We start from the raw sequence: 21,664 nt of genomic DNA on the forward strand, positions 1-21,664 counted from the left end.
CGAGACCGACATGAGCACCACGACGCCCGAACAGAACAAGGCCCTCGTCCTCGAGGCTTTCGACACGCTTTTCAACCAGCGCGACTACGTGGCCGCCGAACGCTTCTGGTCGGAGCGCTACATCCAGCATAGCGCGCACATCGCGCCGGGACGCGAAGGTCTCTTCGCCCTGATCCGTACGCTGCCCGCAACGCTTCGCTACGAGAACCAGTTGATCGTGGCCGAAGGTGACTACGTGATCGCACATGGCCGTTTCTCCGGCAATGGACGGACGAAGGCGTGGATTGCCGCCGATGTCGTGCGTATCGAGAACGGCAAGCTTGCTGAGCACTGGGACGTGCTGCAGGAAGAAGCCACGGAAACGGAGTCGGTCAGCGGCCTGCCGATGTTCGGCGAACGCTTCCCCTCCTGAACTTTTTCAAACGTGAGGATACGATCATGAAACCCACAGGTAATACAGTTTTCATAACGGGCGGTGGTTCCGGAATCGGACGGGCGCTTGCCGAAGCGCTGCATCGGCGCGGCAACAAGGTCATCGTCGGTGGCCGGCGGCGCGCGCAACTCGATGAAGTCGTCGCGGCCAATCCGGGCATCGACGCAATCGAGATCGACGTCGCCGACCCGGCAAGCGTCGAACATGTGGCGACGACGATGATCGCGGACTATCCCGATCTGAATGTGCTCATCAACAACGCGGGCATCATGCAGATCGACCATGCGGATGAACGACTCGACGATGCGTTGATGATGGCAACAGTTGAGACCAACCTGGTTGGACCAATGCGCCTCACCTCTGCTCTGATCGATCATTTGAAGACGAAACCGGATGCGGTCGTTGCGTACACGACATCTGTGCTCGCGTTCGTTCCACTGGCCGTAACGGCCGTGTATTCGGCCACCAAAGCCGCGTTGCACTCGTACATTCTTTCGCAACGCTTCTTGCTGAAAGACTCACCGGTTCGTGTGCTCGAGATCGCTCCGCCATGGGTACGCACGGATCTGATGAACAGTCGCGAAGCGGAACAGGCGATGCCGTTGGACCAGTTCATCGACGAAACGATGAAGATTCTGGATAGCAGTGCTGACGAAATCGTCGTCGACGCCGGAAAGATGTTGCGCAGCAATGTAGGGCCGAAGGAACACGAGTTCGTCAATGCCTTTAACGCGCAGATGAGGTCGGTGCTCAACGGGTAATGAACAGTGCGCGCTCCAATGCCCGAAGTCAGTCGATTCGGCCTGGCTATGCGTGATTCCCACAACCTGCAGTGATGGAGTTGAACTGATGGAAACGTTGAAAATTTCGGTGCTCGGCACCGGCGATATGGGCGGCGCGATTGCTACAGCGCTCAAAAAACGAACCAATCACACGATTCACGTGCGCGGCTCGAATGACGCCAGCATTTCCTCAAAGAAGCTGGTTGGCGAGCTCGGCGTGACTGCGGCAACACCGCAGGATTTGTCCACGAGCGACATCGTGTTTATCGTCGTACCGGCGACCGAGCTCAGTGGGGCTGCCGCTACGCTTGGTGGCTACACAGGTATTGTGGTAGCGGTCTCGGTTTCTGGCACCGTCGGTCGCGATGGTCGGCCCAGTTCGGCCGAGACACTCGCTGCGTCGCTCCCGGGCGCCAAGGTCGTGAGCGCGTTCACTTCGATCTGGTCGGACGTCATTCGGACCCCTGGCACAGACGGACAGGTCAGCGCGTTTGTTGCGTCCGATCATGAAGATGCAAAAGCGGCAGTCTCTGGGCTTGTGAAGGAATTGGGATTCCATGCGATCAATGGCGGCTCGCTGGCAAACGCAGTGTACGCCGAGGCCATGGGCATGTTCGCGGTGCGGCTTGCAATCGATTCCGGTTACGGCCGCACGATCAGCTTCAGCGCATTCAATGTCCGCTGACGTTTTACGGACTATGCGAATGCTCGTTGAGCAGATGAGTTCGCCGGGCTCTCGGCCGGTATTTTCGGAGAGAGATTCATGCTCGGCAAGCTCGGTTTTTGTGAGTCAGGAAAAGATAAAATGGAATCGAACACTCTGAAGCTGTTTTCTCCCGTCAAGGTCGGAGCGCTTGAACTGTCGCACCGCGTCGTACACGCGCCCATGACCCGTCTGCGTTCAGACGAGGACCACAGCCCTAGCGCGATGATGGTCGAGTATTACCGCCAGCGGGCTTCTGAAGGCGGCTTGCTGATCACCGAAAGTGCGCATCCGTCCTATGACAGCCGCGGCTATATCGGTGCGCCCGGAATCTACACGGAGGAGCACGTCGAGGCCTGGAAGAAGATCACCGATGCGGTTCATGCCAAAGGCGCGCGTATTGTCATGCAAATTGCTCACGACGGCCGTCAGTCGCACGTGGACCTGAGTGGGGGCAATGCGCCGATCGCACCGTCCGTCGTACCCTACGAAACAACGGTGTTTACGCAAAACGGCTGGGTGCCGAATTCGCCGCACCGCGCACTCGAAACAGAGGAAATTCCCGCGCTGGTCGAATCGTTTCGCAGGGCAGCGGCACGTGCCAAAGAAGCGGGCTTCGACGGCGTCGAATTGCACAACGCAAACGGCTACCTGGCCGATACGTTCTTGCAGGACGGCACCAACAAGCGCACCGATGCCTACGGCGGCACGCTCGAAAAGCGTGCCCGTTTCTCGCTGGAACTGGTCGAGGCTTTCGCTTCCGTCTGGGGCAGCGAGCGCGTTGGCGTGCGGGTGTCGCCGAGCGGACGCTGGGGCGCGATTTCGGACAGCAATCCAGAAGCGACCTTCGGCTACTTCGCAGAGCGGCTCAACGCGTATGGCCTTGCCTACCTGCATGTCATCGAACCACGCGTGATGGGCACCGAGACACTCGAGGAAGGGCAGGCGCCGGTCGCGTCATCGTTCCTGCGCAAGATCTTCAAAGGGCCGATCATTGCGGCAGGCGGATTCGATCGCGAAGGTGCCGAGCAAATTCTGCAGCAAGGCGACGCCGATCTGGTGGCATTCGGGCGCCTGTTCTCTTCGAATCCGGACCTGCCGGCGCGCTATCGTCATGGCTATCCGCTGACACACTACGTGCGTGACGCGTTCTGGGGCGGAGACGAAAGCGCGTATATCGACTTCCCGGCATACGCTGCCTAGACTTGGAGGTTGTGAGCGCTTGACAAGCACATTTCCATTTTCAGGATCTGCGAGCGTTCATCGATGAGATCGTGCTCGGCGAGAAGAATCCCGCAAGACATGAGTGGTTTTTTCCAGACGGACACGGATAACGCGGCACGGCGGAACTGCTATGCGCTTAGGGTCTTAGGGTAGATGTTGCTTCGCAGATCAACGCGACCCTCAGGTGCTTAGCCTTGGTCTTTGCTTGCGCGGTGACGCAAAAAAAGCCCAACCTATAGCTGGGCAAAATCCATCGGGATCGGAGCAACCCCGCTGGAGGAGGTGCTGTTCGTTGATTCGAATTGACTGAGCGAAAGCGATAAGCGCACAGGATTGCTGCGCGCTCATCGACCACCTTCGCATCGTCTTCAATACCGGCAGGATTACTGCACAGCATGGCAACGCAACCGGCTAATTATGTTGCTTAGTGGCCGGAGTAGATCGACCTTCCGTTGTCGTTCAGCGCGGGGCTCACGACTGCGCGGGCACCCGATGCCGACGTGCCATCCGTCACACCGCCGAAGCTGTTGGCAGCGCCGTTTTGCGCAGCGACCCGTGCTTCTGCAGCTTGAATATCAGCCGGGTAATGCGGGTCATCGCGGCCGGGTTGATAGCCCGCCTTTTCAAGCTGGACCAGTTGAGCTTTCACTTCGGCACGGGTAACGGGCGCATTCGATTGAGCGAACGACGACACGGCCGGGACAGCGAGGACTGCGGCAACAATAAGCGATTGAACGAGTTTCATGACCTACCTCCGAATCTTGATTTTCTTCGCGAACAACCCTGTTCGCGTTTCAGTGTTTCAAGTGTAGGTAAATGCACGCTTAAGATTAAGAGCAGACCGCGCAAGGGATTATTGTCGATTTAGGTGTTAACCCTAGCACCCCGAAAGGGAGTTGATAGCGTCGTCATACAAATGGCTGACGATTATCGAACGGCTCCTTTACCTGCACCGCCGCGAATGGGGCCAGCACGCTCTTCAATCGCGCGTCGAACCGGGTCGCGCAGACCCAGGAAGAACGCTAGCTCCGCCACGATGAACAGCGGCCCGACCGCCAGCCCGATTACATCGTCCACGAAAGCCGGCTTGCTGCCTTCGAAGTAGTGGCCGATAAACTGGATCACCCAGCCGATAAAAAACAGGCCCAGGCCCCAGGCGAGCCACTGCCCGGTCGTTTGCATCGAGAGCAGCTTCCCCGCCCACACGCTCAGCGCGAGCAAGAGAGTCATCAGGATACCGAATCGTATGTCGAGCCGGAGATAGAACACGGCGACCGCTGCGGCGAGCAGCATTGCCGGCGATACGCTCAATGTGCCCGTCACGCCAACCGATGGCCGCGCTAACAAAGTGGCGACCGCAACCACAATCAGTGGAATGCCAATGAGATGCGAAACGATGTTGCGCGAGTCGCGGTGATACACCGCGTACTGTCCAAGCTGGTCAACCAGGGATTTCATGGCACTACCCTCCAAAGCGTGGCTAACGGCATTGTCTGCGATCAAACGGTCAACTGTGCTCAACCCATTCGGCCTTTCCGGCTAGCGTACGCGATGACGGCTTAACGCGCATCCGCGTTGCCCCGGATAGTCCGCCGGGCGTCGAACAAGTTAAAAGCGAGCATGTCGTATAGCGGTTTCTTATCTTGATCGTGCGTCCGGGTTGACGCCGCTTTGCGGAAAAATCCGGATGACCCAATCGACGAAAGCCTTGATGGCCGCGCCCGCATTTCTACCGTTCGGATAAACGATTGAAATGGGCACGGGTGCACTTCTTGCGCTTGCCAGAACCTCTTTCAGTCGCCCGGTTTCGAGGTACGGCGATGCAACAAACTCCGACAACTGGATCAGTCCCAATCCTTCCAGACCGCATTGCAAATACGCTTCTGTTTCGTTGACGGAAAAACGGCTTGGCATTGTCACGGTGACGTTTTCGCCGTCTACACTAAAGCGCCAGTCAAGGGGCCGGCCCGTGGCGTTCGATATATAGTTGACCGCGCGATGAGCGCCCAGCGCTTCGACGCTATCAGGTTCTCCGTACTCCTTCAGATATCGCGGGGACGCGCAGGTCAACCAGCTCAGGTGACCCAGCCGGCGTGCGGTCAATGTGGAATCCGTCAGATCGCCGGTGCGGATGACGCAATCAATACCATCGTAAATCAGGTCGACGGGACGGTCGCTAAGAACCAGCGCCAGTTCAATACCGGGAAAAAGCTGTTCGAATTCCCGCAGTCGCGGCAGCACGACCGCGCGTCCTATGACACCCGGCATACCCGCTCGTATTCGCCCGTGCGGCGCCGTCGCGTCCGCCAGCAGGCCGCTCTCTGCCTGGACTATGTCCGACAGAATCGTCCGGCATGACGCGTAGTAGCGCTCGCCCGCATCGGTAAGGCTGAGCGTTCGTGTGCTTCGCCGAAGCAAAGGCGTACCCAGATGCCACTCAAGATTCTTGATCAGCGTCGTTACCGATGACCGCGGCATTGACAGGGTCTGGGCCGCCTTGCTGAAGCTCTGCGTTTCGACGACCCGCGCAAAGGTTGTCATCGCTTGAAGTTTGTCCATGAACGGGATACGTGTCCAGTTTGTATTTTTGGCGGCGGCGGGTGGCTCAAAAGCGCCGTTCATCCTGCACTAATCTTCAGCCTCTTCCGCCGGATCGTTCGATGCACACGCGTTCTCATTTCCGTGACAGCGAACAATGCCGCACACCCCCGCCACTACACTTCCGATTGTCCGGCTGACCTCTCCTTTAACGCTGCGGAGTAGTGCGCCGGTGAAGACAGGTCGCGTCAGCACGCGCTTCCGATAACTTTTCTCAAGCTAAAAAGGGTACTCGCATGTCGCAAGCTAATTCTATTCTCGTCCTGGGTGCTGGCGAACTCGGCATGGCCATGTTGCGTAGTCTCGCGCGTCGCGCTACGCCGGGGTTGGGCATTTCTATCGCAGCGCTCCTACGTCCGTCGACGATCGATTCGCAAGCGCTCGCCAAGCAAAAGGACATTGCCGAGCTGCGCTCTCTTGGCGTCGAACTGCTTCCGGTCGATCTGGCTGAGCAATCGGAAGAATCGCTTGCTGCTGTTTTTGGCCGCTTCCACACGGTCATCTCGTGCACGGGATTCGTGGGCGGCAGCGGCGTTCAGCTCAAGCTCGCCCGCGCCGTACTGAAGGCGCAAGTAAAGCGATATTTTCCCTGGCAGTTCGGCGTTGACTACGATGTCATCGGCCGGGGTAGCCCGCAGGATCTGTTTGACGAGCAGCTCGACGTGCGCGACCTGCTGCGCTCGCAAGATCAGACAGAGTGGGTGATCGTATCGACAGGCATGTTTACCAGCTTTCTCTTCGAGCCATCGTTTGGCGTGGTGGACCTCGGGCGAAACACCGTGAATGCGTTGGGAAGTTGGGACAACGGCGTGACCGTGACAACGGCTGACGACATTGGCGCCCTGACGACCGAGATCGTGTTCGCCGAACCGCGCGTCGTCGATCAGATCGTGTACATAGCCGGCGACACCGTCACCTATCGTCAATTGGCCGATGCAGTCGACGAGCTACTGGACCTGAACGTCCATCGCACTGAATGGACCGTGCCGGAATTGAAACGCGAACTGGCCGACGATCCCGACAATTCGATCAAGAAATATCGCGCGGTATTCGCCGAAGGAAAAGGCGTGGCGTGGGACAAGTCGCAGACGTTCAATGCCCAACGCGGCATTGCGGCGTGTGGGCTTGAAGACTGGATGCGCGCCAATCTGGTGACAAGCGAAAGCGTTACGCTTGCGGACGTCGGCGATCGGTAATTCCCCGGCCGTACTGACGGTGCGCTCACACGATCCGCCGCATATAACGGGCAGCGCCCGCGGCCGCTACAACGTACGCCGCTGGGCCACATGTAAATTTTCGTGCAGCGCGTCGGCCGCGGCATCGATGTTTCCATCGAACAACGGGCGCAACGCCGCTCGCGGTCGCCGATCAGTACCGATCTTCTACGCCTCCGCCGGCCGCGCATTCAGGATGCGCGACAGATTCACTTCAATCCAGTCCGCCAACGACGTGACCTGCCGCGCGACTTCCTCCCCCAACGGCGTCAGCCGATAGTCCACATGCGGCGGCACTTCGTCATACGCAGTGCGTATCACGAAACCATCAGCCACCAACCACTGCAGCGTCTGCGCGAGCATCTTTTCGCTCACGCCATCTACCCTCCGGCGCAGATCGCTGAAACGGCAAGTCTGCTCCAGCAGCACCATCAGCACGAGAACGCCCCATCGGCTGGTGACATGCTTGAGCACTTCCCGCGACGGGCAGTCCGCCGACAGCAATTCGCCATGGCGCAACTGATCCGATAACGGCACGCCGTCGCGGGCAAAACCACTATTTGAGTCCATGGATACTTACCTCGGCGTACGTACTTACGAAAAGTTAGTTTATCCGATACGGTACGGTTTCTGTCGCATTCACCCAGGAGTTTGATCATGATCGTCGTTACTGGAGCCACCGGCCAACTCGGCCGGCTTGTTATCAAAGCGTTATTGAAGACCCAATCGGCAAGCGAAATTGTTGCCGCCGTACGCAGTCCGGAGAAGGCGGCCGACCTCGCCGCGCTGGGCGTGCAAGTCCGGCGCGCCGACTATAACGAACCCGCCACGCTCGAGACCGCCTTCAAGGGCGCGGACAAGGTGTTGCTGATTTCATCGAATGAACTTGGCCGGCGCGCAGTCCAGCATCGCGCCGCAATCGATGCTGCGAAGCGCAACGGCGTGCAATTGATCGGCTACACCAGCGTGTTGCACGCCGATACATCGCCGCTAGGATTAGCCGATGAACATCGCGAGACGGAAGAGGCACTGCGCGCATCAGGCGTACCGTTCGTTTTGCTACGTAACGGCTGGTACACGGAAAACTACACCGGCAGCCTCGCCCCCGCGCTCGAACACGGTGCGATCCTCGGCAGCGCGGGTGACGGCAAAATTTCCTCGGCGGCACGCGCCGACTATGCGGAGGCGGCCGCGCTGGCGATGACCCGCGACGCTCAGGCGGGACACATTTATGAACTGGCCGGCGATTCCGCTTACACCCTCGCCGAGCTCGCTGCCGAAGTAACGCGGCAGTCGGGCAAGAAGGTCGAGTACCAGAATCTTTCCGAATCGGACTACAAAGCCGCGCTGATCGGCGTCGGGTTGCCGGAGGTCCTGGCTGCGCTGCTGTCGGACTCGTCTACGGGTGCATCAAAGGGCGCACTCTTTGATGAGGGTCATCAGTTGAGTCAACTCCTTGGCCGGCCGACTACGCCCCTGGCTACCGTGGTGGCCGAAGCGCTCGCGGTGTAATCGCGCGTTTTCTGGTGCGTGTGGATTAGTGACGGTGCCTGCACGCACGATTCGTTCAATGTGACGACGGCGTTGCATTGTCCTCATAGTTTTCCAGTCGCTGAACCCAAAGAACGCTTCCCAATATCGACGTTCGACGTCGGTTCGTTCATAGGCTTCTTCCATTTCGTCCGGCGTGCGCGCGCCGGCGCTTCAGATTTCACTACCCTATCGAGCCTCGTCGTTGCACCTCAACCAGCGCGACGACGAACGGCCAACACCTGCGAAGGTTCGTATACTTATCAGATGTGACGTTTTTTGTTGTCAAACCGCCTCCACGCTGGTAGCCTCACTCCAAGCTATTGAAACGAAAGCATAAATAACTCATGCCAGCTGCTTTACCACCATCATCCGTTCGCAATCCCGAGAACCGCACCTCAATCAAGCGGCTTACTCGTGAACATTTCGCGCTCTATCGCGGATATCTGGATGGCGTTTCGGTCGAGCAACTACATGCGACTTACGGCGACGCCACTACCGACATCCGGGCGACCCGACGTCTGATCGGCCTGTTGCGCGACACCCTGTCGGGCGCTGCGCGCCGCACCCGCGATGTCGAAGCCACGCATCTTCTGCGCCTGAGACCAGGCAGCATTCCTGACGCGCAGCGGTCGACAGCCGGAGAGATGCCATCGCTGGAGGCCTATCGTGAATCCGTCGATCCACACGGTTTCCATAGTGAATCCGAACTACTGGAGCTTTATCAGGCGGAATTTCCGCAGGAAAGCGGCCTGGGCATCGATCGCCGTTCAACCCGGAATGCCCGCCTGCGCCGACGTCAGATCGACGCCCTCGCCCGTATGGAAGCCAGTCTGGTCCAGGCGCCGCAGCCGGACCACCCGGTTGCAAGCTGGCTCGAACCCGCGATTGCCGGCCGTCTTCAGCACGCGGGTATCCATACGCTCGCCGATCTCCTCGGATTCATCGAACAGCGCGGCCACCGCTGGTATGCAAGCGTGGCGCGGGTCGGGCCAAAGGCAGCGCGCCGGATAGTTGACTGGCTCGCTCTTCACGCCGATTCGCTCCGTCATATGCTGTCCACGCGCGCGCTCACTCCGCGCCGGCGCTTGTCCAGCAACGATCCCGTGCTTGTGCGGCCACGCCAGAGCGGCGTCGTGCCGATCGAATCACTTGCCGTACCCGCGGAAATAGATGGATCGACGGGTACTAACCGGGCGCGAAATCACGGTTTGCCGTGTTCGCTGGAAACGGATTTGCAGGCTATTGGTGCGTGGCTTGCCACCCGGCAACACAGTCCGCACACCGCCCGCGCCTATCGCCGGGAGGCCGAACGACTGCTTCTGTGGGCAATCAACGAAAAGAAAAAGGCGCTATCGTCGCTGGATGGCGCCGACTGCGCGGGGTATATCGGGACGTTTTTGGCCGATCCGCAACCGGCCGCCCGCTGGGTCGGACGCGCGAAAATCGAGCGAACTCATCTGGATTGGCGGCCGTTTGCCGGCGCCCTCTCCAATCGCAGCCGCGAGACCGCACGAGCAATTCTTCACGCAATGGGTCAATGGCTGGTCGAGCAGAACTATTGGGCGCACAACCCGTTTTCGAATGCTCCGGCGGTGGCAATTGGCCCGCGAATTGACGTTTCAGGGCGCTCGCTCAACCACGGGCAGTGGCAGAGCGTGGTCCAGGCGGCCTCTCGGGACCAGTATTCCCAACGGGAATTGCGTGACTATCTGGCGCTGAATCTTGCCTACTCGACCGGGCTGCGGCGGGCGGAACTGGCACACGCAACAACCGGCCAACTGATCCAGCCTGCGCTGGAAAGTGGACTTGAAAGCGCATGGGCTAACGCCTGGCAACTGGCAATCCCCGGAAAAGGGCGTGCGGCACGCACCATTCCGGTCCCGAAGGCCGTAATGGAATTGCTTTTTGAGAGCCTACGGGCGCGCGGTTTGCCCGGGGACCCCGGCGCTTGTCCAGCCGACACGCCGCTTCTGGCTCATTTTCGCACCGGCAATTCATTGACGCCCGATGGGATGGGGCAGGTATTCCGGCGGCTTTTCTCTTGGGCCGCAGTTCTCTCAACACAGCAGAATTTGCTCGATTCACATCGTTGTTTCAGTGCGAGCACTCACTGGGTCCGTCACACCCACTCGCATCACGCACTCGAAGGCGGCGCGGATTGCCGCGAGGTCCAGTTCCGCCTCGGCCACGCCAACCTGTCCACCACGCTTCTTTATGTGAAAGCCCGTGGTCACAGCTCGTCCACTAACGGTAAAAACGGCGTCTTGTCGGCGCGCCAATAGCCAAGAAATTCCTCGCCGGCGCTTGAATCTACAGACCTAAAGCGCCGCAAAACCTTCGATTTGCCTCAAGTCTTTTCTCACCTTTTCCCTGCAAGCCCAACAACCACGTGCCTTTGCGGCTACCCCGGCCCGGCAAAGTTTACTTGCGTTTACTCCGTATACCTCTTAGTCTTCGGTTACCGTCGGTTCTACCTTTTGAGGGAGAATCCACGTTTTTGGTAGAACCAGTGCCACCGGGAAGAACGCATGGATATTAACCTTTCGACGCCACCCATCGAGGTGACGCCGGACGACCTCGTCAATTTGGCGGCTCGCTCCGCAAAAATGCTCGAGCGAATTCGCACTCAAATGCTCCAGCCGTTCCCACGGAAGGTTGCCCCGGTGTTCCCGAGCGGCAAACTGCAGGAACTGTGTGGCATCGACAAAGCCCGATTCTCCTATCTGATCAAGAAAGGGGAACTGCCTCAAGGCACCCAGGAGAAGGCCGGAGCCGCGCGGCAATTTACGCTCGCTGAAACCATCGAGTGGGTCAAGGCTGAACGCAAGCCAAGACAACGTCCGGCGGGGAAAGACGGGAAAGTCATTGCTATCGGCAACTTCAAGGGCGGCGTGACCAAGACCACGACGTCCATGGTGCTGGCGCAAGGCTTGTCGTTGCGTCACGGCCGCCGGGTCCTCCATATAGATATGGACCCGCAGGGCAGCGCGACCACGTTGTACGGGATCAACCCGCACGCGGAAATCAACGGCGACCAGACTATTTTGCCCTTGATCGAGGCTTACGTCAGCGGCGAAGCCTTCGACATGAAGCATTTGCCGATGCAGACGTATTGGGAAAACCTTGACCTGATCCCATCATCCACGGATTTGTTCAACGCCGAATTCATGCTCCCGGCGCGCGTTCACGCTTCGCCGAGCGCAAAGTTCTGGAACGTGCTGAACGACGGGCTCAAGGAACTCAAGCACGAGTACGACTACATCATCATCGATACCGCGCCCACGTTGAGTTACCTGACCATCAATGCGCTTTTCGCGGCAGATGGGGTGATTGTGCCGGTGATGCCGGACACGCTCTCGTTTGCATCAATGGTCCAGTTCTGGTCGCTTTTCTCCGACATGGTCTCCGGCATGAAGCAATTCGGGGAATCAGCCGACGAAGCGAAGGTGTTCGATTTCATCGACATCCTGGTGACGCGCATGCCGAATAAGGCGAATGCGTCCATTGTTCGCGACTGGGTCATTACGACCTATGGCGAGCGTGTATTGCCGGTTGAAATCCCGGAAACCGACCTTGCCCGGACGACCACCAACGATTTTTCGACGGTGTACGACTTCCCGAACTACGACGGCAATGCCGCAACGCTTCGACGAATCCGCGTGCCATACGACCAGGTCGTGGATCTGATCGACAGCAAGGTCTGTTACCTCTGGGACAAGGAGTAAGCATGTCTACAGCAGCGAAACAAAAGGCAAAGGCAGCAGGCATTCGACTGGACGACGATGGCATTGACACGCCTTCGGAACCGGTGGCGCCTCGCACCGCGCCTGGGCAGTTGATCGGTCTTCAAGGGCGGGTTCACAGCCAGCAGGCTGAAATTGACAAGCTGAAGCGGGCACTGGAACAGCGTGCGCCCGGCAAACTTCCGCTGAACAAGCTTCACGAGATTCCCGGCCGTCGCCGACGTCTTACGCCTTCAGAGTACGCAGAACTTAAAGCGAACCTGATGGCATACCCTCTCGCGCAGCCTATTACGGTGCGCGAACGCCACGACGGCGAATACGACATCGTGGCTGGTCATAACCGGGCGTCGGTGTATCGCGAACTCGGTCGCACCGAGATTGACGGCATTGTGCTGGACATCGATGCGTCGATGGTCGAGTACGCCGCCTTCTTCTCCAACCTCTTGTCACCCACTCTTTCGGATTTCGAGAAATTCTGGGGCTTCAAGTCGCTCCAGGACTCAACGGGGATTACGAAAGAGGATCTGGCGAAGGCTGCCGGCATTAGTGACTCGCACGTCGGGCGGATCATGAAATTCGATCTGCTTCCTGACGAGTGCAAGGAATTGCTGGCAGCTCGACCCGAGCGCTTGGGAAGTAACGCGGCAGAGCAAATGGCCAAGGCGGTAGCTGAGGGGCGGGAGGACAAGGTCAAAGCAGCGATCGAGCGGCTTTTGGCTGATGACACTTACACCCAGGCGCAAGCGGTCGCGGCAACGAAGCCAGACCGGGCGCCTCGTGAGAAGCACGAACCACTGATCGTCAAACGCGGCGCCAAGAAAGTTTGTCAGATCTCGGCCAGAAATGGCGTTGTCGGGGTTTCATTCTCCGGCAAAGCCGCTGACGAGGCAGAGCAATGGGCAGAACGAATTCACGCATTCATTGAGTCGGAACTCGAAAAGCAGTGATCCCTAGTAGGGAACTGCTTTAAATCAATGACTTAGCTCGCAGCACATCAGCACCCTGAAGTCGTGAATCAAGGTTCAGGACTTCCCTAGTAGGGAATCGTTAAAAATCATGGACTTAACCAAACGGCCGAGAACGATCATGAACTGATTTCAATGCTGGAAAAACAAAAGCCTTCGGCGGGAACCGAAGGCTTTTGAGTAACCGGGCTTCGCTGTCGCTTGCCCACCGCTGCATTTCTCCGACGGGAATCGGATAAAGGCCCAACACCTCGAAGTGTAGCGGATAGCGATCGGCAGTCAAGCGTTTCTCTTCCATTTTGAAGAAATGGACGTGTGACATGCTTATCGCGCAACTTTCCGTTGCTGGCGAGGGGGACTTGTACCCTCTTCCACCCTCCGACGATTCCGTCGATATCGACCAAACCGCGCTGGATGAATTTCTAGCCGGTCAATCAAACCTCCCTTGGGTCGTATTCCGGGCCGCGCATCGTGCTGCGAGCTTCCCGGCACTCCCTGCTCGCGCTCGCGCCGTGTTGGCTGCACTTGCACGCACCGTTGACGCCAACCGACCGTACGCCGCCATATTCGCCCGTCGTGAGCTCCTGACCGGGCGCGCCATGCAATCGATGCGCACGTTCTATCGGAGCCTGGACGATCTCGAAGCAGCCGGTTTGATTGAGCGCGTGCCGCAGAAGCGCTTCGGAACCGCTGGCTTGTTTGGTCGCGCCTATCTGCATCTCACGGAAAAATCCGCGGTTGTCCTCGGCTACACGTCACAGTTGTCCGAAACTCAGTCTTCTAAAACTCAATCTCCTGATCATCAGCTTTCTGCCGCTCAATCCGATGACCTGGCTCCGCCGGGTGTTGAGACACTCAGCGCACAGGCCCATTCATTTAGCCCGCCGTGTGTCACGGTGGCAGACGGCGCTATATATAAGGATCTATTCCCTAAGAATCAAAAGAGACAACCAGGAGAGCTCCCAGCGGATCTCCAGCGCTTGCTGACTTTGGGTTTTCGTCAATTTTTGATTTTTAAACTCATGCGAGAAGCGAAGGCGCAGGCAAAGCTGCTTTCCGACGTCGTCGAAGCGACCTGGGAGTATCTGCGAAACGCGAAGCGCCCGATCAGCTACCTTCGTGCCCTGCTCCGTTCACCGGTTGATTTCGGGCATCAGATTCGAGCCAAGCGACTCGCCGCAGAGCAACTGGCCGAAAAGAACGCTCGATCCGCGAATATCGACGCCGCTGTGCTCCAGTGCGCTGGACACGTATTTATCGATATCGCCAATACCCGCCTCATTACCGTCTCCAGCACAGCCGATTCGATCACCGTCCACGACTACCGAGAAGCAAAACCACGCGTGTCGACTGGCCAGTGGGCAGCCGCGTTCGTCGCTGCGCTGAGTGCAAGGGAAGTTGTCCGAGCGACGCCCGATCGGCTCACTGCATTTCAATTGAAGTGCGACAACAATCATGCGGTCCAACCGGCGACCACGGCACCAGTCGGACATGCGATGCCGCGAACAAGGACATCGACGATCAACGATCGCCTAAGTGACATGAAGAAGATGCTCCGGGCTACATGCGCCGGCGTTTCCTTGAACACGCGTGACACGCGGCTTGCCGAGAGTTCGGGGCAAGTTTTGAAGGTCAATGAATGACGGCACGTATCGGTTCGTTTTCGCGAAATTCTGAGAATCGGATGCTCTTCGCCATCGCCGCCCGGATCGGTACCGATCCGGGCGGCATGAACGGTCGTGCCAGATTGAGCGCGACGCGGTATGGGTATCGGGATATCAGCATGAAATCGATGCGCTATCTTTCGGCTCACTGGATAAGCGCTTACGCGTTCAACCGCGTTTCGCAGACAAACATCAAGCCGACTTACGCCGAAAGAGGCTGCGTAATACAACCATTACAACTATCCCTGAAAACCCGATCGAACAAAATAAGCATCCGCGCGCATCGCCGAGGCTTCGGGCCTTACATCCTGTTCGATCTAATTCGCATAGTCGCAACTAACGGTCAGCCGATCATTCGTCTGCCTTCCGCGCAGGCTAGAGCCCAATATTCAACCCGATCACCCAATCTGCTTTTAACGGGTCGCGGTCCGGCCATTCTCGAATCAATTGCGAAATATGCGCCGCATACTTGCCCGACAAATATCCCGGCGGGAAAGCGTGAACGAGTCGGCATGCCCTGTCTGGAGTTCAAATCCCGCGATCGAAAGGTAACCTCGAAAAGAAATCGGTCACCGAAGCTTCCGGTGGACCAGCCGACATCTGGCATTCCAAGCTCTTTTGTATGACAATCATTCAATCTAATGGCGTTGCAAAATAACAACGCGCGTCACCCCATCGGCATAACGCCGGGCCCACGATCATTCATTCTGGCATGCCGTATCAAGTATCATGCCGAGGTGATCTTTGTCAGACGGGAATACAATAATGACAGCCGGAATGGGTTTGGTGCGGCCGGAAACGCTGCGTCATCAGGTAGAGAATGTGCTCCGACAAGCCATCGTGTCCGGTCGCTTCGCGCCGGGCGCGCGGCTCATCGAACGTGAATTGTGTGAGACGCTGGGTGTCAGCCGGACGTCGGTTCGGGAGGCATTGCGCCGGCTGGAAGCGGAAAAGCTGGTACGCAGCGTGCCGCACAAGGGGCCGGTGGTCGCGATCATGTCGAAGCAGGAGGCCACTGAATTGTATGCAATTCGAGGTTTGCTCGAAGGTTTCGCCGCCGGAGAGTTTGCTCGAATTGCGGACGATGAAGCCATTGCCCTGTTCGGCGAAAAAGCAAAGCTGCTGCGCGCGCAAGCATTGGCCAATGATCAGGCTGGCGTGATCAAGGCTAAGACCGAACTCTACGATGTACTGCTCGATAACTGCGGCAATGCCCTGGTGAAAGAGATCCTGACGAGCCTGTATTCGCGGGTCACTTTGCTGCGCGCGACTTCGTTGATGCACCCAGACCGCCTTCCGGCCAGCCTCCGTGAGATCGACAAGTTGTTCAAAGCGCTGAAGGCACGCGATGAGGAAGGGGCCGGCGCGGCGGCACGACTGCATGTGGCAAATGCGGAGAAAGCGGCAATGCAGATGCTTGACGAAACAGCGGCGGAGCAGCAATAAGACGCGCAGGTAAAAGGGAGCACACCAGCTTCCGGCAACAGACGCTGAAACCCGAAAACAATACGAACTGAAACATAAAAAGGCCGTTTCCAACTCGCGTTGGAAACGGCCTTTTCAGTACTGCAGTTGCCATTTGCCGGCCGCCCGCGGCGGCCACGTCCGCACTCGCTCTCAGAGTGCAAAGCAACGCCGCTTAATCATCACTGGCCACCTTTCTATCCGTGAGCGATCCAGGCGAGACTCAATTTTCGCTGGCGCCTCAATGACCGAAATAGACAGAGTGGGTTCCGTCAGGCTGGGTCGTGTCGGAGCGCATGCCTGAAGCGGAAGTACCGCTCACCGAGGGGCCATAGGACGTAGCGGCCACGCCGCGTTCCGCTTCCACGCGCTGTTCGGCGGCCTGGGCTTGGTCGGGATAATTGGTGCGGTCGGCCGCCGGGTTATAGCCCGCTTGCTCCATTTGTTGAAGGTCGTTCTTTACCGCAGAGCGTGTCACTTGCGTGTTGTCCTGAGCGAACGCAAATGTCGGCGTGGCGAGCGCTGAGGCGATAACAACAGCAGGAATAAGAGCCTTGAACATGATCATCTCCAATGAAGTTTGCTAAGCAGGTACACGCAAACCGCAGGCCAGATCAGTGATCGCTTAACTCTTTGGTCAATTCCCCTTGCCGGTAACAACAATTCGATTCCTCGCGCCGATTTGGTTACCGCTTAGTTGCGAACCGGGCAATAAAAATCATGCTAAGGATTGCCCACAATAGTCAGCATTTACACCGGAATGAAAAGGAGAAGCCTGCAAATCAGCTTAGGCAATGGATGCGCGCCCTACGCAAGCCCTGGACGTTTGTAGTGGTCAAGTTACTCACCCCTGAGCCTCCCACGATATCTCTTCTCTGGACTTACTTATTTAAATAACTTGTTTTTGAAAAATGTCGTAAACGCCTACGATAGTTTCTTGAACCTATCAATTCGATGTCGTGAGCAGCTTACAACCCAACGGCCATGACCTACGACGAATCCGCCACACACGCTACCGATCAGCTTGCACCGTCTGCCCCCGCAATGTTGCGCGGCGATGACGCCTACGAACGCATCCGCCGCGATCTGCTTTCATGCAAGCTGATGCCTGGGTCGACCGTTACCGAAAGCCAGTTGATGTCGGAGTACGACATTGGTAAAACGAGTTGCCGTATTGCACTCGTGCGGCTCGTGCACGAAGGCTTCGTGCGTTCTCTGCCGCGACAGGGTTACCGCATTGCAGCGATCACATTGAAAGACGTGGAAGAGGTGTTCGCGCTGCGGGTACAACTTGAACCACTGGCAGCGCGGCTAGCCTGCGGCCGTGTTGACGTGGAGCTGCTGCGCCGTCTCGAAGCGGCGTGCCGCGTGCCGCATCCGGAACGGGCGTTATCGGCGCAAATTGACGTTTTTCTCGACGCGAACCGCGAATTTCATCTGGCGATAGCGGCGGCGAGTGGCAACGAGCGATTGCATAGAACGCTCGCGAGCCTGCTCGATGAAATGTCGCGCCTCGTCGCGCTTGGCTTTGGCGTACAGGGAACCAAACCCGAGATCAAGCACGATCACAATGCAATGATCGATGCGTTTATCGCAGGCGATGGGCGTCGCGCAGAGACTATTGCGCGCCGTCATATAGAGACGTTCCAGAGCATGACAATGGAGAAGGTATACGCGAGTCTTTCCAGCGCGGGGGCATCGTTGCCACTGTACACGGTGGCGGAGCTTCGCCGATGAGCGCTGCCATTTCCCTGCGCGGAATAGAAAAGAACTTCGGATCACTAAAGGTATTGGATCATGTTTCCTTCGATGTCGCGCAAGGTGAAATAGTCGCGCTGCTCGGCACGTCGGGATGCGGCAAGAGCACGTTGCTCAACATGGTGGCGGGATTGCTCGAACCGGGGGAGGGCGAACTCTGGATCGACGGCAAGCGGACCGAAGGCACGAAGGATCGCAACGCGCTCTCATATATGTTTCAGGAAGACCGGCTGTTGCCCTGGCGCACTGCGCGCGCGAATGCCGAGTTCGGCCTGGAAGCCGCGAGCCCCGCGATTCCCGCCCGCGAACGCCATACCCGCGCGAACGCGGTCCTCGATCTGGTCGGCCTGCAAGGTTTCGCCGATGCCCACCCGCATCAGCTATCGGGCGGCATGCGCAGTCGCGTCGCCCTCGCACGGAGCCTGGTCACCGGCCCTCGCATCCTGCTGATGGACGAACCGTTTTCAAAGCTCGACCCGCAGATGCGCTCCCAAATGCACGACGAACTACTGCGCATTCACGCGATGCAGCGCATGACTGTGCTGTTCGTGACCCACGACGTGGAGGAAGCGATCGTGCTTGCGGATCGAGTCGTGGTGCTTGCGCCGCGTCCCGGCCGGGTACGCGAGATTGTCAACGTCGACCTGCCGCGCCCGCGAACCGCCACGGATCCGACCGTGGCCGAGGCGATCCGCCAATTGCGTCTTCTGATCTGACCCATGTCCACTGTTCCGCGTAGTTCATTTGCTTCAACCGTTGCGCAACGCGTTGTGCTCGTTATCCTGCTTCTGGCAGCATGGTGGGCCGCGTCGCTGCGCATGCCGCAGTTTGTATTGCCCGGGCCGCTGAGAGTGGCGCACGCATTTGTGGAGCTCGTTCAGAGCGGCACGTTCTTCGATGACCTGGGCATCACGCTGTATCGCGTTGTGGCTGGATTTCTTCTGGCTGCCGCGGCCGGTGCACCTCTCGGTATTGCGCTCGGAGCGAATCCGCGCGTGGCGCATTTCTTCGAGCCATTGCTGTCCATTGTGAACACGGTGTCGTCGGCGATCTGGGCGGTGTTCGCCATCATCTGGTTCGGCATCTCGAACGCAACCACCATCTTCGTGGTGTTCATGACCGCGATGCCGCTGATCCTGACGAACGTATGGCAAGGCGCACTGACAGTAGACCGGAACCATGTCGAGCTCGCGCGTAGCTTTCGCATGTCGCAGACGCAGATCATGCGCAAGATTTTCCTGCCGACCATCCTGCCGCATTTCTTCGCCGGTGCGCGCCTCGCATTCGGTTTTGGCTGGCGTGTCTCGCTGGTGGCGGAGACGATTGGCTCGTCGAACGGCATTGGCTACCGCCTGCGGCAGGCTGCCGATCTCGTGCAGACCGATCAGGTTTTCGCGTGGACCGTCACGCTCGTTGTCTTGATGCTGCTGCTGGAAGCGGGCGTGTTGAAGCCGCTTGAGCGCCGCCTGTTTCGCTGGAAAAAGACCGACTGATCTAACGGGAAACAAGGAACCATGAAAGCCATTTCACTACTCAGGCGAGCGGCGGTTGCAACCGCCGTTACGACGACCGCGATGTTCGGTACTGTGCAAACGGCGCATGCCGAACCCATGCGTATCGGCTATTGGACGAGCGGCGTGAGCCTGGGTTTCGGGGCGGTGCTCGAGGCACAAAAATTCCTGCAGCAACGCGGCCTCGACGTTACCTTCATTCGTTTCTCCGACGTCAACGCGCCCAATCGCGCGTTGGCCGCCAACGCGATCGACTTCGCATTCGCGGCACCTGCCGCTGCTGTTTTCAGCACAGCGGCCGAGGGCGTTCCATTGAAGATCGTGCTTGCCACGCAACCGGCCGATGTCGAATTCGTCGCGCCTGAGGACTCGCCGATCAAGTCGCTCGCCGACCTGCGCGGCAAGAAAGTCGGTATGTCGCCACCGGGCAGTTCGGTCGCGGCGATTGCCACCGCGGTGCTGCAGGGCAACGACGGCATCAAGGCGAACGATTTTTCCATCGTCCCGGGAAATGAAGCGCGGCTCGCCCAGTTCCTCGTGCAAAAGCAGGTCGACGCCGCTGCATTGCGATCGGTAACCATCGCACAACTAAAGGAATTGAAGGTGAAGCGACTCGGCAGTTTTGGCGCTGAGTGGAAGAAGCTGACGAAGTCCGACGCAACGCCCTATATAGGCGTGAGCGCGATCCGTGCGGATTACCTGGCCCAGCATCCGCAGGACGTGGCGAAGCTGATCGCGGGCATGCGCACGGCGTTGCAATGGGGCGCGACGCATCAGAACGACGTCGCGGCAATCCTGCAAAAGAGCGCGAATCTGCCCGCCGAGGACGCGCAAGCGTATGCCGCGCGCTGGTCGGACATCAATCGCGTGACCTTCGAGCCGATCGATCTCGAGACGCTCAAGCGCGAGCATCAGATCTTCGTGGATGGCGGTGTGATCAAAGGCACGCTGCCCCCCGATCTCTTCGATACCGGCCCGTATGCCGCATCGAAATCAATCCAGTAAAACGGAGCAGACACTGTGACAACCAGCATTCCATCGACCATGAAGGCACTCGTGCTGAACCAGCACGGCGACCTCGATCAACTCCACGTGGTGACCGACAAACCCGTGCCGAAGGCAACACCCGGGCATGTGGTGATCCGCGTGCGCGCGTCGTCGTTCAACTACCACGATGTGTTCACCGTGAAGGGCATGCCGGGGATCAAGGTGCCGTTTCCGGTGGTGATCGGTCTCGACATGGCGGGTGAAATTGCGGAGTTGGGCGAAGGCGTGGAGGGCTGGAAGGCGGGAGACCGTGTGCTCGTGAATCCGCTTTATCCCGAGAAAGGCCTGATGGGCGAAATGCTCGATGGCGGCATGGCGCAATACTGCCTGGTGTCGGTCGGGCAGTTGATTCCGTTACCCGATGCCGTGAGTTACGACGCCGCGTCCGCGTTGCCAGTGGCGTACGGCACGGCACACCGCATGCTGGTCACCCACAAGACCGTGAAAGCAGGCGACCGCGTATTGATTCTCGGCGCAAGCGGCGGGGTAGGCACGGCGTGCATTCTTATCGCGAAGCAACTGGGCGCCGAGGTGATCGCGTGTGCCGGCAGCGACGAGAAGTGCGAGCAACTGAAAGCGCTCGGCGCGGATCATACGGTGAACTACAAGACCACGGACTTTTCGAAGTGGGCAATCGGCGAGTACGGCAAACCCCAGCGGCGGACTTACGAGGGCGGGGTGGACGTCGTGGTGAATTTCACCGGCGGCGACACCTGGGTGCCGTCGCTGAAGTGCCTGAAGCGCGGCGGCACGTTGCTCGTATGCGGCGCAACGGCTGGCCATGCACCCGCCGAAGACCTTCGATACATCTGGAGCTTCGAACTGAAGATCATCGGCTCGAACAGTTTCTATGATGAAAACCTGCGCGCGCTGCTCGATCAGATTGCGGCGGGAGAGCTGGTGCCGGCCATCGACCGGACCTTGCCGCTTGAGCAAGCCGCCGAGGGACTGCGCCTGATTCGCGACCGCGAGGTGCTGGGTAAGGTCGTGGTCAACCCCTGAATCTATTGATGAGATACGCTGAG

At 58.6% G+C, this 21,664-nt stretch carries 22 protein-coding genes; 17 read left to right on the plus strand and 5 right to left on the minus strand.

Going from position 1 to position 21,664, the window contains the following annotated elements; translation table 11 throughout:
- Positions 1-10: 10 nt before the first annotated feature.
- The 4 genes from ACSQ8V_RS31380 to ACSQ8V_RS31395 all read left to right on the plus strand — a co-directional run bounded on the left by ACSQ8V_RS31380 (position 11) and on the right by ACSQ8V_RS31395 (position 3,121).
- Entirely contained in the window at positions 11-412 is a 402-nt protein-coding gene (locus tag ACSQ8V_RS31380; protein ID WP_436208383.1) for a nuclear transport factor 2 family protein, read from the plus strand.
- A gap of 26 nt (positions 413-438) precedes the next feature.
- On the plus strand, positions 439-1,194 hold the full coding sequence (locus ACSQ8V_RS31385; protein ID WP_436208384.1) for an SDR family oxidoreductase: 756 nt from the start codon (positions 439-441) through the stop codon (positions 1,192-1,194).
- Between the two features lie 88 nt (positions 1,195-1,282).
- The gene (locus ACSQ8V_RS31390; RefSeq protein WP_436208385.1) at positions 1,283-1,900 is read left to right on the plus strand and encodes an NADPH-dependent F420 reductase; all 618 of its coding nucleotides are present in this window, start codon (positions 1,283-1,285) and stop codon (positions 1,898-1,900) included.
- A 120-nt stretch (positions 1,901-2,020) separates the two neighbouring features.
- Entirely contained in the window at positions 2,021-3,121 is a 1,101-nt protein-coding gene (locus ACSQ8V_RS31395; protein ID WP_436208386.1) for an alkene reductase, read from the plus strand.
- A gap of 445 nt (positions 3,122-3,566) precedes the next feature.
- Here ACSQ8V_RS31395 and ACSQ8V_RS31400 read toward each other — a convergent pair whose 3' ends face one another.
- The 3 genes from ACSQ8V_RS31400 to ACSQ8V_RS31410 all read right to left on the minus strand — a co-directional run bounded on the left by ACSQ8V_RS31400 (position 3,567) and on the right by ACSQ8V_RS31410 (position 5,701).
- Complete coding sequence (locus ACSQ8V_RS31400) at positions 3,567-3,887, minus strand: DUF4148 domain-containing protein (RefSeq protein WP_213767550.1); 321 nt, start codon at positions 3,885-3,887, stop codon at positions 3,567-3,569.
- A gap of 182 nt (positions 3,888-4,069) precedes the next feature.
- A complete protein-coding gene (locus ACSQ8V_RS31405) occupies positions 4,070-4,600 on the minus strand; it encodes a DUF962 domain-containing protein (protein ID WP_436208387.1) in 531 nt (176 codons plus the stop codon).
- 180 nt (positions 4,601-4,780) lie between these two features.
- The gene (locus tag ACSQ8V_RS31410; protein WP_436208388.1) at positions 4,781-5,701 is read right to left on the minus strand and encodes a LysR family transcriptional regulator; all 921 of its coding nucleotides are present in this window, start codon (positions 5,699-5,701) and stop codon (positions 4,781-4,783) included.
- 275 nt (positions 5,702-5,976) lie between these two features.
- On the opposite strand from ACSQ8V_RS31410, the gene ACSQ8V_RS31415 reads away from it, so the two are divergent.
- Complete coding sequence (locus ACSQ8V_RS31415) at positions 5,977-6,936, plus strand: aromatic alcohol reductase (protein WP_436208389.1); 960 nt, start codon at positions 5,977-5,979, stop codon at positions 6,934-6,936.
- A 186-nt stretch (positions 6,937-7,122) separates the two neighbouring features.
- Here the strand turns inward: ACSQ8V_RS31415 and ACSQ8V_RS31420 are convergent, their stop codons facing one another.
- On the minus strand, positions 7,123-7,524 hold the full coding sequence (locus ACSQ8V_RS31420; protein WP_436208390.1) for a winged helix-turn-helix transcriptional regulator: 402 nt from the start codon (positions 7,522-7,524) through the stop codon (positions 7,123-7,125).
- Between the two features lie 87 nt (positions 7,525-7,611).
- On the opposite strand from ACSQ8V_RS31420, the gene ACSQ8V_RS31425 reads away from it, so the two are divergent.
- From ACSQ8V_RS31425 to ACSQ8V_RS31455, 7 genes are all read left to right on the plus strand, one after another.
- Positions 7,612-8,466, plus strand: a complete 855-nt coding sequence (locus tag ACSQ8V_RS31425) for an SDR family oxidoreductase (RefSeq protein WP_436208391.1) — start codon at positions 7,612-7,614, stop codon at positions 8,464-8,466.
- A gap of 365 nt (positions 8,467-8,831) precedes the next feature.
- Entirely contained in the window at positions 8,832-10,769 is a 1,938-nt protein-coding gene (locus ACSQ8V_RS31430; protein ID WP_436208392.1) for a phage integrase family protein, read from the plus strand.
- A gap of 246 nt (positions 10,770-11,015) precedes the next feature.
- On the plus strand, positions 11,016-12,212 hold the full coding sequence (locus tag ACSQ8V_RS31435) for a ParA family protein (protein ID WP_436185616.1): 1,197 nt from the start codon (positions 11,016-11,018) through the stop codon (positions 12,210-12,212).
- Between the two features lie 110 nt (positions 12,213-12,322).
- Positions 12,323-13,177 (plus strand): ParB/RepB/Spo0J family partition protein, encoded by an 855-nt coding sequence (locus tag ACSQ8V_RS31440; protein WP_436208393.1) that lies wholly within the window; start codon positions 12,323-12,325, stop codon positions 13,175-13,177.
- Between the two features lie 338 nt (positions 13,178-13,515).
- Complete coding sequence (locus ACSQ8V_RS31445) at positions 13,516-14,838, plus strand: replication protein O (RefSeq protein ID WP_436208394.1); 1,323 nt, start codon at positions 13,516-13,518, stop codon at positions 14,836-14,838.
- Entirely contained in the window at positions 14,835-15,485 is a 651-nt protein-coding gene (locus tag ACSQ8V_RS31450; protein ID WP_436208395.1) for a hypothetical protein, read from the plus strand. The genes ACSQ8V_RS31445 and ACSQ8V_RS31450 overlap by 4 nt, the downstream gene beginning before the upstream one ends.
- A gap of 139 nt (positions 15,486-15,624) precedes the next feature.
- A complete protein-coding gene (locus tag ACSQ8V_RS31455) occupies positions 15,625-16,305 on the plus strand; it encodes a GntR family transcriptional regulator (protein ID WP_436185619.1) in 681 nt (226 codons plus the stop codon).
- 259 nt (positions 16,306-16,564) lie between these two features.
- Here the strand turns inward: ACSQ8V_RS31455 and ACSQ8V_RS31460 are convergent, their stop codons facing one another.
- On the minus strand, positions 16,565-16,885 hold the full coding sequence (locus tag ACSQ8V_RS31460) for a DUF4148 domain-containing protein (protein ID WP_436208396.1): 321 nt from the start codon (positions 16,883-16,885) through the stop codon (positions 16,565-16,567).
- Positions 16,886-17,307: 422 nt separating this feature from the next.
- Between ACSQ8V_RS31460 and ACSQ8V_RS31465 the strand changes: the two genes are divergently transcribed.
- The 5 genes from ACSQ8V_RS31465 to ACSQ8V_RS31485 are packed head-to-tail and all read left to right on the plus strand — an operon-like array spanning position 17,308 to position 21,641.
- The gene (locus ACSQ8V_RS31465; protein WP_436208397.1) at positions 17,308-18,060 is read left to right on the plus strand and encodes a GntR family transcriptional regulator; all 753 of its coding nucleotides are present in this window, start codon (positions 17,308-17,310) and stop codon (positions 18,058-18,060) included.
- The gene (locus ACSQ8V_RS31470; RefSeq protein ID WP_436208398.1) at positions 18,057-18,797 is read left to right on the plus strand and encodes an ABC transporter ATP-binding protein; all 741 of its coding nucleotides are present in this window, start codon (positions 18,057-18,059) and stop codon (positions 18,795-18,797) included. Before ACSQ8V_RS31465 ends, ACSQ8V_RS31470 begins: the two co-directional genes overlap by 4 nt.
- A gap of 3 nt (positions 18,798-18,800) precedes the next feature.
- Positions 18,801-19,574: an ABC transporter permease gene (locus ACSQ8V_RS31475; RefSeq protein ID WP_436208399.1), complete on the plus strand. Its 774-nt coding sequence runs from the start codon at positions 18,801-18,803 to the stop codon at positions 19,572-19,574.
- Between the two features lie 21 nt (positions 19,575-19,595).
- Positions 19,596-20,597, plus strand: a complete 1,002-nt coding sequence (locus ACSQ8V_RS31480) for an ABC transporter substrate-binding protein (protein WP_436208400.1) — start codon at positions 19,596-19,598, stop codon at positions 20,595-20,597.
- 39 nt (positions 20,598-20,636) lie between these two features.
- Positions 20,637-21,641, plus strand: a complete 1,005-nt coding sequence (locus ACSQ8V_RS31485; RefSeq protein WP_213767572.1) for a quinone oxidoreductase family protein — start codon at positions 20,637-20,639, stop codon at positions 21,639-21,641.
- Positions 21,642-21,664 lie beyond the last annotated feature (23 nt).

Source organism: Caballeronia sp. LjRoot31 (assembly GCF_964253885.1).
Taxonomy (GTDB): Bacteria; Pseudomonadota; Gammaproteobacteria; order Burkholderiales; family Burkholderiaceae; genus Caballeronia.

Coding starts and splice junctions, on each gene's coding strand:
- ACSQ8V_RS31380 (WP_436208383.1), top strand. CDS start 11: ATGAGCACCACGACGCCCGAACAGAACAAGGCCCTCGTCCTCGAGGCT.
- ACSQ8V_RS31385 (WP_436208384.1), top strand. CDS start 439: ATGAAACCCACAGGTAATACAGTTTTCATAACGGGCGGTGGTTCCGGA.
- ACSQ8V_RS31390 (WP_436208385.1), top strand. CDS start 1,283: ATGGAAACGTTGAAAATTTCGGTGCTCGGCACCGGCGATATGGGCGGC.
- ACSQ8V_RS31395 (WP_436208386.1), top strand. CDS start 2,021: ATGGAATCGAACACTCTGAAGCTGTTTTCTCCCGTCAAGGTCGGAGCG.
- ACSQ8V_RS31400 (WP_213767550.1), bottom strand. CDS start 3,887: ATGAAACTCGTTCAATCGCTTATTGTTGCCGCAGTCCTCGCTGTCCCG.
- ACSQ8V_RS31405 (WP_436208387.1), bottom strand. CDS start 4,600: ATGAAATCCCTGGTTGACCAGCTTGGACAGTACGCGGTGTATCACCGC.
- ACSQ8V_RS31410 (WP_436208388.1), bottom strand. CDS start 5,701: ATGGACAAACTTCAAGCGATGACAACCTTTGCGCGGGTCGTCGAAACG.
- ACSQ8V_RS31415 (WP_436208389.1), top strand. CDS start 5,977: ATGTCGCAAGCTAATTCTATTCTCGTCCTGGGTGCTGGCGAACTCGGC.
- ACSQ8V_RS31420 (WP_436208390.1), bottom strand. CDS start 7,524: ATGGACTCAAATAGTGGTTTTGCCCGCGACGGCGTGCCGTTATCGGAT.
- ACSQ8V_RS31425 (WP_436208391.1), top strand. CDS start 7,612: ATGATCGTCGTTACTGGAGCCACCGGCCAACTCGGCCGGCTTGTTATC.
- ACSQ8V_RS31430 (WP_436208392.1), top strand. CDS start 8,832: ATGCCAGCTGCTTTACCACCATCATCCGTTCGCAATCCCGAGAACCGC.
- ACSQ8V_RS31435 (WP_436185616.1), top strand. CDS start 11,016: ATGGATATTAACCTTTCGACGCCACCCATCGAGGTGACGCCGGACGAC.
- ACSQ8V_RS31445 (WP_436208394.1), top strand. CDS start 13,516: ATGCTTATCGCGCAACTTTCCGTTGCTGGCGAGGGGGACTTGTACCCT.
- ACSQ8V_RS31450 (WP_436208395.1), top strand. CDS start 14,835: ATGACGGCACGTATCGGTTCGTTTTCGCGAAATTCTGAGAATCGGATG.
- ACSQ8V_RS31455 (WP_436185619.1), top strand. CDS start 15,625: ATGACAGCCGGAATGGGTTTGGTGCGGCCGGAAACGCTGCGTCATCAG.
- ACSQ8V_RS31460 (WP_436208396.1), bottom strand. CDS start 16,885: ATGTTCAAGGCTCTTATTCCTGCTGTTGTTATCGCCTCAGCGCTCGCC.
- ACSQ8V_RS31465 (WP_436208397.1), top strand. CDS start 17,308: ATGACCTACGACGAATCCGCCACACACGCTACCGATCAGCTTGCACCG.
- ACSQ8V_RS31470 (WP_436208398.1), top strand. CDS start 18,057: ATGAGCGCTGCCATTTCCCTGCGCGGAATAGAAAAGAACTTCGGATCA.
- ACSQ8V_RS31475 (WP_436208399.1), top strand. CDS start 18,801: ATGTCCACTGTTCCGCGTAGTTCATTTGCTTCAACCGTTGCGCAACGC.
- ACSQ8V_RS31480 (WP_436208400.1), top strand. CDS start 19,596: ATGAAAGCCATTTCACTACTCAGGCGAGCGGCGGTTGCAACCGCCGTT.
- ACSQ8V_RS31485 (WP_213767572.1), top strand. CDS start 20,637: ATGAAGGCACTCGTGCTGAACCAGCACGGCGACCTCGATCAACTCCAC.